Genomic DNA, 16,861 nt, shown 5'->3' on the forward strand with positions numbered 1-16,861 from the left:
AAAAGAATAATATCTAATATTGCCGCATAATTTTTAACAGTATTTTAACATAGTGTGACCGGAAGCTGTTGATTTTAAATTCATTTACTACCGGTCAACATAATTCATACTACATTGATCAATTTTTTACCCAACAAAACGCGTTTTAAGAATAACGCCTACCATATCAACTTAACCTCTGCCTTAAAAGTAATCTGTTGCCTGCTTTGCCTTGCTTTGCCCAGCACATTAATGGCTAAAGGCACGGTGTCTAAACAACCGTATGTATCAATAGCTGATTCCACGGCTGATTCTACCCTGCTGAAACGGCGGTTAATTAATAACGCATTTGATAACATATTTATACAAAACTTGCGGACGTCTGAGGGAGGGAATGATTATTTTAACAAGGTAAAAACCCAGTTAACCGCCGATCTGGCGCCAAACTTTATCTTGTTCCAGACACCTAAATCGCGATTTTTTGCTGTATTTACAGCGAGGGTTAAAATACGTTTGCTGGCTTCAAGGGGAGCGCCGGTAAAATCGCCAAGTTTTATGCCGGGAGCTACCATATTTTACAGACTGAACGAGGATACCTATAAACCAGAATTTCTGTCGTTTGGCTATTCGCATCACTCTAACGGCGTAAGGGGCCCATCATTGAACCCCGATGGCAGCTTTAATCGCGACAGCGGAAAGTTTACAACTAACTTTTATACCCTTACTTATTATACCGGTAAACGCATTGATAAGCAGGATCTGATCATTAACCGTTATGATAATATAGCGCTTGAAGTACACGCTGGTTTATTTGGCCTGGGGGTATCTGAAGGGTTAAAGGATCATTATGGATTTATAAGGGTTAATGGCAGCCGTATGTATAATTTTGCCAAGGCCTATGACGATCCGCTGGAGAAGGGTAAAAAGGTATACAAAAACTGGCAGCGTATCCGCTTTGATTTCACTTACATTGCTGATAAGTACGATAACTATTCGGCAGTTGATTTTAAGAAACGCCTTAATGTAAGTTTGAAATATTATTATCAATTCCCTTTTATGCCGAGTACAGCCCTGATGTTTGGCGGCGGCTATCGTGGGCAGGATGATTATAATCAGTTTTTTGAGGATAGTTACGGCTATATAACTGTTGGACTGGCGTCAGACCTATCCTTCAATTTTGGTAAGCATTAAGCCAAAAAAGAGACCTGTTTCTATATAACTATATTTTTACACGGCTATTCACAGCTGTTTGTAATTTATTTTTCATATAATCGTTTTAGCATTGAAAAAAAGCAGATATATTTAGCCCAACCTAATGGTATATCTTAATTAAATCTAAAACATTTATAATGAAAAAGACCCTTTTGAGCCTTATGGCTATCCCTGCGCTTCATTTCGCGGTATCGGCGCAATCCAAAGGCTTTAAACCTTTATTTGATGGTAAAACAACCACCGGTTGGCATACCTATTTAAAAACAGGATCAGGTGCATGGAAAGTTGTTGACGGCGCGTTGCAGCTTGACCCGAAAGCCGAAGGCCAGGGAGATTTGATCACGGATGGTGAATACGAAAATTACGAGCTGAAACTGGACTGGAAGATTTCTGAAACCGGAAACAGCGGGATTATTTTTGGCGTGCACGAAGATCCCAAATTCAACGAAACTTATCTTACCGGTATCGAAATGCAGGTATTGGACAATGCCAAAGCCAGCGATAATAAGCTAGCAAACCACCTGGCGGGTTCTTTATATGACATGAAAGCTCCATCTGCTGATGTGACAAAACCAGCCGGCGAATGGAACTCGGTAGTATTGCGTAAAAAGAATGGTCACCTTACTTTTTGGTTAAATGGGACTAAAATAGTAGAAACCGAGATTGGCAGCGACGAGTGGAAAGAAATGCTGGCTAAGAGCAAATTCAAAAACTGGACCGATTTCGCGAAATATCCAAAAGGCCATATCGCATTGCAAGATCATAACCATGAGGTTGCATTCCGCAATATTTACATCAAGCAGTTATAATATTAAAAAATGTTTATGTTGTAACGCTTTGCGTTCAATATATTTATACCATAAAAAACCAAATGAATGCAGATGCATGCCTGCGCGTGCATCTTTTCTTCTCTTAACAGAGGATACACCTGATATTATATGAGCGATCTACAAATCAAGAAATCAGCAGAAACTTACGATGTAGTCATTGTAGGTTCGGGAGCTGGTGGCGGTATGGCTGGTTATGTGTTAGCCAATGCCGGTGTAAAAGTGTTAATGCTGGAGGCCGGAGCCTATTTTGACCCAGCCAAAGACTCCCAACAATTAAAATGGCCATGGGAATCACCACGTCGCGGTGCGGGTACTACCCGTCCTTTTGGTGATTTCGACGCTGCTTATGGCGGCTGGGAGCTGGAAGGCGAACCTTACACAACTAAAGACCAAACAGAGTTTTTCTGGTTCCGCTCGCGCATGCTGGGCGGCCGTACCAATCACTGGGGCCGTATCTCCTTACGTATGGGGCCGCATGACTTTAAGGCCAAAGATGGTCTTACAGACGATTGGCCAATCACTTATGAGGAGGTAAAGCCTTACTATGATAAGGTTGACCGTATGATAGGTGTTTACGGCACTAAAGAAGGTTTGGAAAACGAACCGGATGGTATCTTTTTACCGCCGCCAAAACCAAGATTAAATGAACTGTACATTAAACAAGGCGCAATAAAAGCGGGTGTAACCACCATTGCTGGTCGTGGTTCTGTTTTAACCGAGGCATTGCCTGGTAATAAAGATCGTGGCGCATGCTTTTTCTGCGGACAGTGCGGCCGTAGCTGTAAGGTTTATGGAGATTTTTCAGCATCATCATGTTTGGTTATTCCTGCTGTAAAAACAGGTAACCTAAAGGTGATCACCAATGCCATGGTGCGTGAGGTACTAACCAATAAAGAAGGTTTGGCTACCGGTGTATCATACATCAGTAAAGAAGATATGCAAGAATACCAGGTAAATGCCAAAACGGTAATACTTGGGGCCAGCGCCGGTGAATCGGCAAGGATCCTGTTGAATTCTAAATCAGCAGAACATCCTGGCGGCTTGGCCAATAGTAGCGGTGTTGTAGGTAGATACCTGCATGATTCAACCGGATCAAGCGCGGGTGGTTTCCTTCCGCAATTGATGGATCGTAAACGCTATAACGAAGATGGTGTAGGCAGTGTGCACATCTACTCACCATGGTGGCTGGATAATAAAAAATTGGATTTTCCTCGCGGTTATCACATCGAATACGGTGGTGGTCTGCATATGCCGTCATACGGTTTTGGCAGCGGTATCCAGAACATGAATGGCGCGGTGCCCGATCGTAATGGCAAAAAGAAAGAGGCCGGTGGTTATGGTGCTTCGTTAAAAGATGATTACCGTCGTTTTTATGGTACCCAGTTTGGTATGGCCGGTCGTGGTACAGCTATAGCCCGTTATGATAACTATTGTGAGATCGACCCGAATGTGGTTGATAAGTATGGTATCCCGGTACTGCGTTTCCACTACAAATGGGCCGATGACGAGGTTAAACAAGCTAAACACATGCAGGAAACCTTCCAGGAGATCATGCACAACATGGGCGCTATTTATGGAGGTCCGCAAGGTGCCGATACCAACTACGGTTTAGAAGCACCGGGTAAGATCATCCACGAAGTAGGAACCATACGTATGGGTGACGATCCTAAAAAATCGGCTTTAAATAAATGGTGCCAGGCACATGATTGCAAAAATTTATTTGTGGTTGATGCTGCTCCGTTTGTTCAGCAGGGCGATAAAAATGCAACCTGGACTATCCTGGCCCTGTCTATGCGTACCGCTGAATATATTTTACAGGAAAGAAAAAAATTAAACGTTTAACAAGCCCCAATAAAAATTAGTTATGAACAGACGTGACTCCCTAAAAGCTATAGGCTTTGGTACACTCTCAGCAGGATTATTACTGGAAGCCTGTAAAACCGATAATAAAAAAACGGGTGAAGAGGCTGCAGCTACACCTGCCGCACCAGAAGCCGGTCGCCAGCCATTTGAGGTTGAACGCGATAAAAAGCTGAACGCCGATAAATTCTTTACAACTGCAGAAATGGCTACCATTACTGTGTTGGTAGATATCATTATCCCTAAGGACGGGAAATCGGGTAGTGCAACAGATGCCAAAGTGCCTGATTTCATTGAGTTCATTGTAAAAGATATGCCTCAGCACCAAACACCCTTACGTGGTGGTTTACGCTGGCTTGATCTGCAATGCCTGAATCGTTTTGGTAAAACATTTACCGATAGCACCCATGCGCAGCAGATAGAAGTTATTGACCTGATTGCTTACCCGGGTAAAGCAACGCCGGATATGGCCCAGGGTGTAGCTTTCTTTAACCGCATGCGCGATTTAACCGCATCTGGCTTTTTTACCAGCGAAATGGGTGTTAAAGATATTGGTTATGCAGGTAATGCTCCCGGAAAATGGACCGGCGTACCAACAGACATACTGAAACATTACGGTATGGAGAATGTATAAGAAGACATTAGCTGATAAATAGTACCAAACGCCGGGTTATAAAACAGCCCGGCGTTTTTTTGTAACAAATTTAATTAAGGCAATTTTTTTCACCTTTAAGAAAATTTCAAAACGCTGATAGTTAGGTAATTAATATAAATTCCCTGTTTGAATTATCATTATTTTGTCAATTAGTGGCGGGTGAATATATCATTTCGGCAATTTGATACGTTTATCTACTTTGTAGGTTCACACCTGCAAATAGTGATAAGGTTTAGGTTTAAAGCCCCCAAGCAGCGAGTGCAAGGGGGCTTTTATTTTATGCTCTATTTTGTCATCTCGCACCTGATAATAAATTGCTTTATTTGTGTTTCCTGAAAACGTAGAGAAAAGGCGCCCTGTGTGCTTTTAACTGTTTTTTAGCGTTGAATATAATCATATAAATGAGCGACCTGAAGAAAAAACTGCATGATCAATGCGTAAATTATGTGCGTAAAAGCATGGATGCGGCTGAACTGGGCATCAAAGAAGCGCAAAAAGCATCGAACGAAGATACCAAAAGCAGTGCCGGCGATAAATATGAAACGGGCAGAGCGATGATGCAGCAGGAAACTAATCGTAATTTAACCCAGCTAAACGAAGCTAATAAATTATTGGTGGCCCTTAACCGTATCAGTACTAATGGCGCGGGTACAAAAGCAGAAACGGGCAGTGTGATTATGACGAATAATGGTAATTTTTACCTGGCTATAAGTGCCGGAAGCCTCTCTGTTGACGGTAAAACCTACTTTGCGGTGTCTCCGGCCTCTCCTATTGGCGCCTTGTTGCTGGGTAAAACAACAGGCGATAGCTTCAGTCTTAATTCCAAACTTTACGTCATTCAATCAGTAAACTAGCCCTCCAGAACCAATTTATACAAATATTTAAAGGGAAACCTTTAACGCAAATGCGTATTATTTTGTTTTAGTTAAAGGATATTTTAATTATTAAAAAAAAATAAAAACGTTCATTCACAAATTCTTGCAGTAATCATCAAATATCTATTACTATATTTGATGTTAACAAAACGAGGCAAGTAAAAAAAGAACCTTGCTATTATAAATTAAAAATTGATGAACATATTTGCAGGAAGTCTTCCTTTTCAATTAGAGGAAGCCGATTTAAAAGAGCTTTTTGAAGCGTACGGTGAAGTAAGCACTGTAAAAATAATTATTGACAGGGAATCTGGAAGAAGCAAGGGTTTCGGATTTGTTGAAATGCCTGATGATGAGGCTGCCCAATTAGCTATTACCGGCTTAAATGGCTCTGAAGTTAGAGGTCGTTCAATTGCTGTAAGCCAGGCCGAAGAGAAAAAAGCAACCGACCGCAGAAGCGGTGGTGGTGGCGGCTACGGCGGTGGAAACCGTGGTGGCGGTGGTGGCTACGGCGGCGGTGGAAACCGTGGCGGTGGTGGCGGCGGCTACTCAAAAGATAGTAACAGAGGCGGCGGCGGTGGCGGTCGTTGGTAAATTATAAGTTAAAACAGAACACCGGGGCTACATTACCCGGTGTTTTGCTTTAAAAAAGTACTGTCCCGGGCTGATTTTGGATCGTTATTGCTCGCTGGTTAATTTACCGGCAGTGTATCCCTATATATAGTTCGTGAAACTTTATCCGTGTTAATTTTATTCTGGAAAGAGCTCCGTTAGTTTGCTTCTCAGGCAAATAACTCTGTTTAACACCCTCTCCTTTTATTGCTTTTTGGCGTTATTGATGATGTAAAACATTGCTTACCTGCTGTTGTTTTTACTAAAAATGCCTAACTTAACATCATATTAAGCCTATTTTTTATGGAAAGCAAAGAAAGTTTGACCATGCCCGTAAACGAGCAGGAGGTAAAAGATAGCTCCAGGAGAATTTTCCTTAAACAATCATCGTTATTAACGGCTGTTGCTTTTACGCCAGGAATTGCCGTAAAAGCAGCCGATTTGCACGTAGATGAGGAAATTGCAGCTGTTTTTGAAAAAATGCCATTAAAAATGGAGGTTAATGGAAAGCCGCATAATCTTTCGGTTGAGCCCCGTTCAACTTTATTGGATATTTTGCGCGAACAACTTGATCTAACCGGAACCAAAAAAGGCTGCGACCATGGGCAATGCGGTGCTTGTACCGTGCATGTGGATGGACGGCGGATTAACTCCTGCTTAACACTGGGCGTTATGATGAATGGTAAAAAGATCACAACTATTGAAGGTTTGGCCCATGGCGATCAATTACATCCGATGCAGGAGGCTTTTATAAAGCATGATGGCTTTCAGTGTGGCTATTGTACTCCCGGGCAAATCATGTCGGCAGTAGCCTGTATCCGTGAGGGCCATGCCGGCTCGGAGCATGAGATCCGCGAATATATGAGCGGCAATATTTGCCGTTGCGGTGCCTATCCTAATATAGTTAATGCCATACAGGAAGTGAAAAATGGAGGGCAAGCCATATGAAACAATTTCAATATGTTCAGCCGGCCACACAACAGGCCGTACTGGAAGTGATCAATAAGCCCGGCACCAAAATAATAGCAGGTGGTACCAACCTGGTTGATCTGATGAAGCGTGGTGTTACCGCGCCCGACAAGCTGGTGGATATTAATCATTTGCCGCTTAAACATATTACTTCAACGCCCAAAGGATTATATATTGGTGCGCTGGCCTTAAACAGCGTTGTATCTGAAAATAAATTAGTTGCCGAAAAGCAACCGCTTTTAGCTATGGCGCTTAAATCCGGGGCATCGCCGCAGTTGCGTAATATGGCAAGCGTTGGCGGCAATATGATGCAGCGTACCCGTTGCGGCTATTTTTATGATACGGCTATGCCTTGCAATAAACGCGTTCCCGGTTCCGGATGCGGGGCTTATGAAGGGGTTAACCGGATGCATGCCATATTTGGCGCCAGTTCGCAATGTATAGCGGTTCACCCCAGCGATATGTGTGTGGCTTTAGCCGCCCTGGATGCGGTAGTAATTATTGCCGGAAAAAAGGGCGAACATCGTGTGCCATTTACCGAATTTCACCGCCTGCCGGGCGATCATCCCGAAACAGATAACAATCTGCCCTTCGGCGAGTTGATTGTTGGTGTGGAAATACCCAATAATAACCTGCAAAAAAATAGCTACTATTTAAAAGTACGCGACCGGCAATCATACGCTTTTGCCTTGGTATCAGTTGCTGCGGCTTTAGATATTGAAAATGGTATCATACAAAATGCACGACTGGCGATGGGCGGTGTAGCTCATAAACCCTGGCGGTTATTTGATGCCGAAAAATTGCTCATTGGGAAAAAGGCTTCGGAAGAGAGTTTTCAACAGGCCGCCCAGCTGGCTATGCAGGGGGCCAAAGCCTATGGGCACAATTCTTTTAAATTAAAACTGGCCCCGGCCAGTATCACCGAGGCTTTAAAACACGCCGCTGGTTTAGTTTAACATCCTATGGAAAAAGCAATCAACATAAACCGGCCTTCATCAGCCGACGGGATGAGCCGGATAGACGGGCGGTTAAAGGTTACCGGGGCCGCCAAATATTCTGCAGAGTATGCTGTAGAAGGATTAACCTATGGGGTATTAGTGGGTAGTGCTATAGCCAAAGGTAGTATTGCTGCTTTTGACATTAAAACAGCAGAGCGCGCTCCGGGTGTGTTATTCGTGGTTACTTATCTTAACGCGCCAAAAGTTCCGGGCTTTCAGCCTGATCAAAAAGGAGTAAGAGCCCAGCTAAAGGTATTTAATGATGATAAAATATTTTACAATGGGCAACCAATAGCCCTGGTTATCGCCGATACTTATGAGCGCGCGCTGTATGGTGCATCGTTGGTTAAGGCAACCTATAATAAAGAGGAACATCAAACCAATTTAACAGAGAATTTCGGAAAAGGGTATCCACCACGTGGCGATGGTTTATACAAACGTGGTACCGAGGATGCCTGGAAATCAGCTCCGATAAAATTGGAACAGGAATATATGGTACCCACCAATACGCATAACCCCATGGAGCTGCACGCCATTATTGCCCGCTGGGATGCCGATGATAAAATTACCGTTTGGGATAAAACACAGGGTGTTAAAGCTACCCAACATGATATTTCGCAGTTATTTAATATACCGCTTGAAAATGTGCAGGTAAACTCCCGCTTTGTAGGCGGTGCCTTTGGCAGCGCGTTGCGAACATGGCCGCATGAAATTGTAGCTATACTAGGTGCCAAAGCGGTTAAGAAACCGGTAAAGTTGGTGCTTAGCCGTGCAGATATGTTTACTTCAGTAGGATACCGCCCGCATACCTGGCAAAAAATAGGAATTGGTGCTACTGCTGATGGAAAACTTACAGGTATTACCCACCAAGCGTACGGACAAACATCGCCTTACGAAAACTTCACCGAAGGGGCTGTTAATGTAAGCCAGAGTTTGTACGCATGCCCTAACGTAAATACCAAATATAATTTAGTGGCCCTTAACGTAGGTACACCAACCTGGATGCGTGGTCCGGGTGAAGCAACAGGGGCATTCGCATTAGAGTCTGCCCTGGATGAGCTTTCTTATGTCTTAAGCATCGACCCCGTTGAGCTGCGTTTGCGTAATTATGCCGAAACTGATCCGGAAAATGGCAAGCCATTTTCGAGTAAATATTTGAAAGAGGCTTACCAGCTCGGAGCTGATCACATAGGCTGGAACGATCGGAAACAACAACCCGGAACCGTAAAAAAAGATGGCTGGTTTGTAGGTTATGGTATAGGTTGCGGTATGTTTGGCGCCTATCGGAGTGGAGCAACAGTTAAAGCTACCATGAAGGCCGATGGGACATTGCATTTACAAAGCGCCGTAAGCGACATTGGCCCCGGAACAGGTACGGCTATGGTATTGATTGCTGCTGAACAAATGGGTATGCCTGCCGATAAGATCAGCTTTGAAAATGGCGCCTCTGACCTGCCCCAGGCACCAACGCAAGGTGGTTCGGCCACAACAGCGAGTGTCGGATCAGCAGTGCACCAGGCTTGTGTGGAACTGAAAGATAAAATTCAAAAGCTAACAGGCAATAGCGGAACGGATAACCCAGATTACGCACAGATCCTTAAACAACATGATCTGCCGTTGTTGGAGGTAACTGCCAAATCAACCGGTGGCGAGGGGCGCGATAAATATTCGATGAATTCCTGGTCGGTACATTTTGTTAAGGTGCTGGTAAACGGATCTACGGGTGTGGTAAAGATTGATAAGGTAGCATCCGTGGCTGATTGCGGTACGATCATCAGCCCCAAAACAGCCCGAAGCCAGATTGTAGGCGGAGCTATTGGGGGTATAGGAATGGCGCTGATGGAAGAGGCTGTGATCGACCATCGCTATGGCCGTTATATTAATAACAACTATGCCGATTATCATGTACCGGTAAATGCCGATATTCCGCAGATAGATGCCCTGTTTGTTAATAAACCCGACCCTATCCTGAACCCGATGGGCGCAAAAGGGATGGCCGAAATTGCCCTTGTAGGCATGGCTGCAGCGGTAGCTAATGCGGTTTATAATGCTACGGGGAAAAGAGTACGGGAATTACCTATAACTCCAGACAAAGTGATTGCGTAGAATGTCCAACCGGTAATAGCGCTTTTTTGGTTTATCTAAGATTTATTTTCCTGATTACACAACCCTAATGGTTTAACAACGTATTGCCAGTGTAGTATTTAACTTATTAACACTAAAAAACCGTCTATGAAAAAACTAATTCTTTTAACCCTGTTTATTTGTTTGGGCGTTGTTTCTTTTGCACAACGTAAGGTGGTTTGCTGTAGCAAACCTTCGGCAACAAGGCAGTTTGCCATGCTGGCATCCAGCGAAAATTTCAGAGCTGCCCACAAAAATCCATTACCCATTCATTTTCAAAGCACTATTGGAACAGCCATTACTTATAAAACCCCCGATGGTAAAGAATCAACTGCGTATTTACTAAAAGCAAAAAAGGCTACCAACAACTATATCCTGGTGATACACGAATGGTGGGGCTTAAATGATTTTGTAAAGAAAGAATCTGAAAAAATTTACAACGATCTAGGGAATGTTAACGTGATCGACCTTGATCTTTACGATGGCAAGGTGGCCACTACCAAAGAAGAAGCTGGCAAATTTATGCAGGCTGTAAATGAAGATCGGGCCAAGGCTATCATCAACGGAGCCATTGCTTATACCGGTCCTAAAGCGCATATCGCGACTATTGGCTGGTGCTTTGGCGGCGGCTGGAGCCTGCAAACCAGTTTACTGGCTGGTAAAAAAGCCGTAGCCTGCGTAATGTATTATGGTATGCCCGAGCAGGATGTTAACCGTTTAAAAACATTAAATGCCGATGTATTGGGAAACTTTGCCAATAAAGATCAATGGATAAATCCTAAGGTTGTGGCTAAATTTGATGCCGACATGAAAAAGGCGGAAAAAAAACTATATCTGCACCAGTATGATGCCGATCATGGCTTTGCTAATCCCAGTAATCCCATTTATGACAGCAATGCCACCAAAGATGCCTATGCCAATACAATAGTTTTTTTAAAAGCACGTTTGAAATAAACAAAACATATTGCTGTTACGTTATACCGGGCAAGCGAAAAGCTTGCCCGGTTTTTTTGTAACATTGCATAAAATTTACCTTTGACTACTTCTACCAAAAAAATAGTTTCCATTTCGCTTAAAACGGCCGTGTTGGTCATGGCCGGCTGGTATATATATCACCAGTTTTATAAAAAAAATAATGACCTCAAACAGTTTCAGGCGCTAACCGCCCAAATAAACAGTACCCATGTGTTTATAGTGATGGGTATAGTGGTTTTATTAATGGTGGTTAACTGGGTACTGGAGGCTTTTAAGTGGCAATACCTGGCTCAAAGATTAGTTAATATTTCTATTTGGGAATCAATAGAAGCTGTTTTTTGCGGACTTACCTGGGCTATTTCTACACCCAACCGGGTTGGTGAATACGGCGGACGGGTACTATTTTTGCCTAACCGCAAACGTATACACGGTGTTTTTGCCATGGCTGTTGGCGCTTTTGGGCAAATTATTATGACCAATCTTTTAGGGCTGATAGCCATCATATGGCTCTTTTATAAATACATTCCGGTAAGTGCCTGGTTATTTGTGGTGATCATCCTGATATCGGCATTAACCATGACCATATTGCTGATCTGTTTTTTTCATATCAAGGGCATCATTAATTTACTTAACCGGATAGCCTTCCTCCGGAAATATCACCGTTTTTTTGATATTATGGGCCGGTATAAGACCAAGGAGCTCATACGTATCCTGGGTTTTAGCATGGCCCGGTATTTTACCTTTACTATTCAATACTGTATTGTATTTCACCTGCTTATTCCGCAGTTCGCGTTTTTTCCAATGGTGATGATGCTGTTTGTTTATTTCTTCGTAACATCGGCTGTTCCATCGCTTGATTTGCTTGATGTGGGTGTGCGCAGCTTTACCGCTTCGCATCTGTTTGCCTATGTAACCGATCAAAAAATAGCTATTATTGCAGGCGTATCGTCAATATGGCTCATTAATTTAATTATTCCGGCCATTTTAGGGTCTTTATTCGTTTTTAAACTCAAATTCTTTGATCGCACTGCATAGTTTTGTTTCGCTGTTTTTAACAGGTATTTACCTGCTGTTAATAATTTATTTGATACGCGGGTGGAGCAGGGTAAAGGTTATTCCGGTAAAAGAAGGACCCCCTCAAACCAAAGTTACCATATTGATAGCTGCCCGTAATGAGGAAGAACGAATCAGTTTGACCATTGAAGATGTTTTAGCCCAGGACTATCCTAAACACCTGTTTGAAGTAATTATTGTTGATGATCATTCCACCGATAATACTGCAGCCATCATCAGCAGCTATGCCAGTCGTGGGGTTAGGTTATTGCAACTACAGGAAGAACGCGCGCTGAACTCCTACAAGAAAAAGGCAATTGCCGAAGCCATCAAATTATCTACAGGGGAGCTCATGGTGGCCACTGATGCTGATTGCCGCATGGGACCTGCATGGTTGTCATCCATTGTAGGTTATTACGAAACCAACAACCTGGTGATGGTATCATCACCGGTAACTTACTTTGAAGAGCGTTCACTATTTGAACTGATGCAAACCCTGGAGTTTGGCTATTTAATTGGTATTGGCGCTGCATTTATTGGCAATGGCCGGGCATCAACCTGTAACGGGGCAAATTTTGCCTATCGGAAAGATGTATTTTATGAAGTGGGTGGTTTTGCCGGCATTGACGATCTGGCATCGGGCGATGATGAGTTGTTATTGCAAAAAGTTGCCGAGCGTTATCCCGGCAGGATCGGCTTTTTAAAACAAACCGAGGCCGTGGTATATACGCACGCCAAACATACCCTGCAGGAGTTTATGCAGCAAAGACGGCGCTGGGCGTCTAAATCAACTAAGTACAAGGATAAAAAAGTGGTAGCCTTTGGCTTATGCATTTGGTTATTTAATGTTTCATTATTGGTTAATGCAGCGTTAGGCTTTTATGATCTGTATTTCTTAAAACTTTTCCTGGTTCAGTTTTTACTGAAATACCTGTTTGAGATTCTTTATCTGCTGCCTATAACCACGTTTTTTAAACGTACCTACCTGGTAAGTTTGCTTATTTTACTGATTCCGCTGCACATTGTATATTTTGTGGTCATAGGACTGATGGGCAACAATCGTAAATACTTGTGGAAAGACAGGGTGGTAAAATAGCCCGGAAAATCGCTTTTAGAACGCTCGGCCAGAATTGGGTTTGGCTAAAGCCTTTTTGAGCATTAATATTTAACCGTTGGCTGAAGCTAAACGGCAATGAATAAAAAATTCAATCTGCAAAAAATTCAAAATTCATTGCCGTCCCATTTATGGGGCGGAAAGCATAAAATTGAAATTGGCTTAGCCGAATAAATTTTTAAAAGCAATTTCCCTGGTAAAATAACAAGCCATTGTAAAGATTGATTTACCCGTTTGTTAATTGCCCCTTTTTAAGCGATATTTAGCCGAAAGCAAAATTACTATTGGCAGAACTTACCCCATCAAAACGTGCCTGGCAGGCGTTTAAACGCAATAAGATTGCCGTTGCCGGGCTTGTTTTTATTATATTGACCTTATTGGTGGCCGTACTGGGCTATTTAATCATGCCTGATCAGAGTCCGCATGCCAATAATATGACTATCCAGCTGAGCATCAAAAAACCGGGTACCTCTTTTATGATGCTGCGGGTACGGAAAAGTGAGCCGGTTGATACCGTTGGTTTCTTTACCAGGATGTTTTTTGGTCAGCCTTCATTTTACCGGGATGTTCCCATCACCGGCTACCATTTTGTACAGGACTCCATTATTGTAAATGAATACATCGGGGATGAAGACAAACCCGAAAAGAAAGCCTATAATATTTTTGAAGTAGTGAACGGCATCAAGCCCAGGTACCATTATGGTTCGGTGTTATTAAATCCGGGTATCTCAGGCAATAAAAGCAAGGAGATATATAAGCGCTTTACAGATAAGATAGTGGCCGATCAGATAGTCTCCCGCACCTTTTGGCTGGGTACAGATATTTACGGGCGCGATATGTTGAGCAGGATGTTGCTGGGCACCCGCATATCGTTGGCAGTAGGTTTGATGTCGGTATTGATCAGTATGCTGCTTGGCGTAACTATAGGCGCTATTGCCGGCTATTTTGGTGGCTGGATAGATGCCTGCCTTAGCTGGTTGATGAATATATTATGGTCGTTACCTGCCCTGTTGCTGGTTATTGCTATATCATTTGCTTTGGGTAAGGGACTGTGGCAAATATTTATAGCGGTAGGCTTGTCTATGTGGGTTGAGGTGGCACGCCTGGTTCGCGGCCAGGTGATGAGCCTTAAACAAGTGGAATATATTGAAGCGGCCAGGGCATTGGGTTTTAACAATACCCGTATCATTACCAAGCATATCTTACCTAATATAACCGGACCTATCCTGGTGTTGGCCTCGTCCAATTTTGCTTCGGCCATACTGCTGGAGGCGGGGCTTAGCTTTTTAGGGTTTGGCGCGCAACCACCTATGCCAACCTGGGGCGGAATGATTAAAGAACATTATGGTTATATTGTCATGAACTCGGCGTACCTTGCCATCATTCCGGGTTTAGCTATTATGTTATTGGTATATGCTTTTAACCTTGTAACCGTAGGCTTGCGCGATGCCTTCGATATAAAATCACAAAGTACACGCATTTGAAAATATTTTTTTACTTTAGTCAGTGACTACTAACAACAGATGCAATATATAGAAGATAATTCTGGTGAAGATGAATTAATCAGCTTGTTGCTCAAAAGACAGTCGGAGTTAAACTCCCTGTTAGAGATTACCCGGGCCATTAATAAAAACACCGCTACTCCTATACTCATACAAATGCTCGAAGTGATCTTGCAGAGTTATCTGCAAGTGGGGAAGCTTCGTTTTTTTATTGAGAAAGAGAATAAATTTGTCTGCATTTCCAAATATGGCGGTGAGATCGAGTCGGCCATTTTATTAAGCAGGGCTTGCAATAAATTAAGTAAGATCAAATCGCCTGTTGCTATAACCGATCATCATGACCCCCTACTCCAAAAGTATAATTACTTTATCCCCATACATCACAAAAGCAAAGTTTTAGCCTACGCCCTTATCGGTGATTTTAACACCTCTGGCGAGATGCTTAACAACGACCTGAACTTTATTCAAACGCTTATGAATGTGATCATTGTGGCGTTGGAGAATAAAAAACTATTTCGGGAACGTTTACAATCTGAGCGTTTTCAACGGGAGATGGAACTGGCCGTTGAGGTGCAGAATATGCTGATCCCGCTGCGGATGCATAAGGACGACAGTGTAGAAATAGGCGCCAAATATCTGCCGCATCAAAATATCGGCGGTGATTATTTTGACTTTATAAGGCTTAATGAAAATGAATTTTTGTGGTGCATTGCTGATGTATCTGGCAAGGGAATCTCGGCCGCTTTGCTCATGGCTAATTTTCAGGCCAGCTTGCATGCCTGGGCCGCGGTAGAGGAAGATCTGACCAATATTATTGACCGCCTGAATAAGATAGTATTGAGCAATACCAAGGGCGAAAGGTTTATAACCCTGTTCCTGGCCCGGTACAATGAAAAAAAACGCAAGCTTAACTATATTAATGCCGGTCACAATCCCAGCATCCTATACTCAGACGGGGAAGCCATCCACTTAAAATTGGGCACAACCATGATTGGTGTTTTTGAAGAGCTCCCATTTTTAAATGAGGGTGAGATTGACATGGAACCCGGTAGCCTGATATTTAACTATACTGATGGACTGATGGATTTTGAAACCATCAATACCAAAATCTGGAACGAGGATAAGTTACTTGATTTTGTAAAGGCCAACGGACACCTATCGCCCGATCATTTTAATGATACGCTGTTGGAGCATTTGAACCACGTGGTTAAAAGCAAATCCATTGATGATATTACCCTGCTCACTTTAAGGATATTTTAACTAACGTGAGTTCGAGATAAAAGTGGGTTTACATTATTTTGCTTGGTAGCTCATTTAATTATCTGATTTTCAACCAAATAAGCTGATGTTAACCATGAAAAGTGTAAACCATGTAAACCCACTTTTATCTCGAACTCACGTTAAAAAAACTTGCTCCCAAAATCCTTACTCCCCAAGTCCTTGCTCCAAAAATCCCAAAAACCTATATTTGCCCATATGTTATCAGCCAGGTACCAGTATGATTTGATTGAGGCGGGATGTGATGAAGCTGGTCGCGGATGTTTGGCCGGACCTGTTTTCGCTGCCGCGGTAATACTTCCATCTGATTTTGATCATCATTTGCTTAACGACTCCAAACAATTATCTGAACAGGTAAGATATCAGCTGCGTACCGAGATAGAACAAAAAGCTATTGCCTTTGCCGTGGCATCGGTTGACAACCGGGAGATAGATGAGATCAATATTTTAAATGCCTCGTTCCTGGCTATGCACCGGGCTATTGAAAAACTGCATTTAGCCCCCCAGTTTTTAATTATCGACGGAAACCGGTTTAAAAAATACCCTAACGTTCCGCATGAATGTATCATTAAGGGCGATGGTAAATTTTTCAGCATAGCAGCCGCTTCTATCCTGGCCAAAACCTATCGTGACGACTTTATGCTGCAGATAGCGGCCGAGCATCCGGAGTATGACTGGCATAGCAATAAGGGTTACCCTACTATTAAGCACCGTGAAACGGTCATGAAGATAGGATATACACCCTATCACCGCCGTACTTTTCGCGTTACCGACCCGCAGTTAAGTATTTTTTAACGATGCCTTTGATTACGGCGTTCTGGTTGGTAT

At 43.0% G+C, this 16,861-nt stretch carries 15 protein-coding genes; all 15 read left to right on the forward strand.

What is annotated here, in order from left to right; genetic code table 11:
* Positions 1-114 precede the first annotated feature (114 nt).
* The 15 genes from BW976_RS05410 (at position 115) to BW976_RS05480 (ending at position 16,828) form a co-directional block, all read left to right on the forward strand.
* A complete protein-coding gene (locus tag BW976_RS05410; protein WP_076371202.1) occupies positions 115-1,170 on the forward strand; it encodes a hypothetical protein in 1,056 nt (351 codons plus the stop codon).
* Between the two features lie 158 nt (positions 1,171-1,328).
* On the forward strand, positions 1,329-2,000 hold the full coding sequence (locus BW976_RS05415) for a 3-keto-disaccharide hydrolase (RefSeq protein WP_076371204.1): 672 nt from the start codon (positions 1,329-1,331) through the stop codon (positions 1,998-2,000).
* A gap of 129 nt (positions 2,001-2,129) precedes the next feature.
* Complete coding sequence (locus BW976_RS05420; protein ID WP_076371206.1) at positions 2,130-3,863, forward strand: GMC family oxidoreductase; 1,734 nt, start codon at positions 2,130-2,132, stop codon at positions 3,861-3,863.
* 22 nt (positions 3,864-3,885) lie between these two features.
* Positions 3,886-4,515 carry a gluconate 2-dehydrogenase subunit 3 family protein gene (locus tag BW976_RS05425; protein ID WP_076371208.1) on the forward strand — a complete coding sequence of 210 codons (630 nt, stop codon included), beginning with the start codon at positions 3,886-3,888 and terminating at the stop codon, positions 4,513-4,515.
* 422 nt (positions 4,516-4,937) lie between these two features.
* The gene (locus tag BW976_RS05430) at positions 4,938-5,390 is read left to right on the forward strand and encodes a 3-oxoacyl-ACP synthase (RefSeq protein WP_076371210.1); all 453 of its coding nucleotides are present in this window, start codon (positions 4,938-4,940) and stop codon (positions 5,388-5,390) included.
* 216 nt (positions 5,391-5,606) lie between these two features.
* Positions 5,607-6,002, forward strand: a complete 396-nt coding sequence (locus BW976_RS05435; protein WP_076371212.1) for an RNA recognition motif domain-containing protein — start codon at positions 5,607-5,609, stop codon at positions 6,000-6,002.
* Between the two features lie 321 nt (positions 6,003-6,323).
* Positions 6,324-6,968 (forward strand): (2Fe-2S)-binding protein, encoded by a 645-nt coding sequence (locus BW976_RS05440; RefSeq protein ID WP_076371213.1) that lies wholly within the window; start codon positions 6,324-6,326, stop codon positions 6,966-6,968.
* The gene (locus BW976_RS05445) at positions 6,965-7,945 is read left to right on the forward strand and encodes an FAD binding domain-containing protein (RefSeq protein ID WP_076371214.1); all 981 of its coding nucleotides are present in this window, start codon (positions 6,965-6,967) and stop codon (positions 7,943-7,945) included. Before BW976_RS05440 ends, BW976_RS05445 begins: the two co-directional genes overlap by 4 nt.
* 6 nt (positions 7,946-7,951) lie before the next feature.
* Complete coding sequence (locus BW976_RS05450) at positions 7,952-10,093, forward strand: xanthine dehydrogenase family protein molybdopterin-binding subunit (RefSeq protein ID WP_076371216.1); 2,142 nt, start codon at positions 7,952-7,954, stop codon at positions 10,091-10,093.
* 126 nt (positions 10,094-10,219) lie between these two features.
* A complete protein-coding gene (locus BW976_RS05455; protein WP_076371218.1) occupies positions 10,220-11,065 on the forward strand; it encodes a dienelactone hydrolase family protein in 846 nt (281 codons plus the stop codon).
* A gap of 81 nt (positions 11,066-11,146) precedes the next feature.
* On the forward strand, positions 11,147-12,121 hold the full coding sequence (locus BW976_RS05460; protein ID WP_076371220.1) for a lysylphosphatidylglycerol synthase domain-containing protein: 975 nt from the start codon (positions 11,147-11,149) through the stop codon (positions 12,119-12,121).
* The gene (locus BW976_RS05465; RefSeq protein ID WP_076371222.1) at positions 12,105-13,235 is read left to right on the forward strand and encodes a glycosyltransferase family 2 protein; all 1,131 of its coding nucleotides are present in this window, start codon (positions 12,105-12,107) and stop codon (positions 13,233-13,235) included. Before BW976_RS05460 ends, BW976_RS05465 begins: the two co-directional genes overlap by 17 nt.
* A 302-nt stretch (positions 13,236-13,537) precedes the next feature.
* The gene (locus tag BW976_RS05470) at positions 13,538-14,737 is read left to right on the forward strand and encodes an ABC transporter permease (RefSeq protein WP_076371224.1); all 1,200 of its coding nucleotides are present in this window, start codon (positions 13,538-13,540) and stop codon (positions 14,735-14,737) included.
* 39 nt (positions 14,738-14,776) lie between these two features.
* On the forward strand, positions 14,777-16,015 hold the full coding sequence (locus BW976_RS05475) for a PP2C family protein-serine/threonine phosphatase (protein WP_076371226.1): 1,239 nt from the start codon (positions 14,777-14,779) through the stop codon (positions 16,013-16,015).
* A 216-nt stretch (positions 16,016-16,231) separates the two neighbouring features.
* Positions 16,232-16,828 (forward strand): ribonuclease HII, encoded by a 597-nt coding sequence (locus BW976_RS05480; protein ID WP_076371228.1) that lies wholly within the window; start codon positions 16,232-16,234, stop codon positions 16,826-16,828.
* The last annotated feature ends 33 nt before the right edge of the window (positions 16,829-16,861 follow it).

It is taken from the genome of Mucilaginibacter lappiensis (assembly GCF_900155965.1).
GTDB classification, from domain to species: Bacteria; Bacteroidota; Bacteroidia; order Sphingobacteriales; family Sphingobacteriaceae; genus Mucilaginibacter; species Mucilaginibacter lappiensis.

Coding starts and splice junctions, on each gene's coding strand:
- BW976_RS05415 (WP_076371204.1), top strand. CDS start 1,329: ATGAAAAAGACCCTTTTGAGCCTTATGGCTATCCCTGCGCTTCATTTC.
- BW976_RS05420 (WP_076371206.1), top strand. CDS start 2,130: ATGAGCGATCTACAAATCAAGAAATCAGCAGAAACTTACGATGTAGTC.
- BW976_RS05425 (WP_076371208.1), top strand. CDS start 3,886: ATGAACAGACGTGACTCCCTAAAAGCTATAGGCTTTGGTACACTCTCA.
- BW976_RS05430 (WP_076371210.1), top strand. CDS start 4,938: ATGAGCGACCTGAAGAAAAAACTGCATGATCAATGCGTAAATTATGTG.
- BW976_RS05435 (WP_076371212.1), top strand. CDS start 5,607: ATGAACATATTTGCAGGAAGTCTTCCTTTTCAATTAGAGGAAGCCGAT.
- BW976_RS05440 (WP_076371213.1), top strand. CDS start 6,324: ATGGAAAGCAAAGAAAGTTTGACCATGCCCGTAAACGAGCAGGAGGTA.
- BW976_RS05445 (WP_076371214.1), top strand. CDS start 6,965: ATGAAACAATTTCAATATGTTCAGCCGGCCACACAACAGGCCGTACTG.
- BW976_RS05450 (WP_076371216.1), top strand. CDS start 7,952: ATGGAAAAAGCAATCAACATAAACCGGCCTTCATCAGCCGACGGGATG.
- BW976_RS05455 (WP_076371218.1), top strand. CDS start 10,220: ATGAAAAAACTAATTCTTTTAACCCTGTTTATTTGTTTGGGCGTTGTT.
- BW976_RS05475 (WP_076371226.1), top strand. CDS start 14,777: ATGCAATATATAGAAGATAATTCTGGTGAAGATGAATTAATCAGCTTG.
- BW976_RS05480 (WP_076371228.1), top strand. CDS start 16,232: ATGTTATCAGCCAGGTACCAGTATGATTTGATTGAGGCGGGATGTGAT.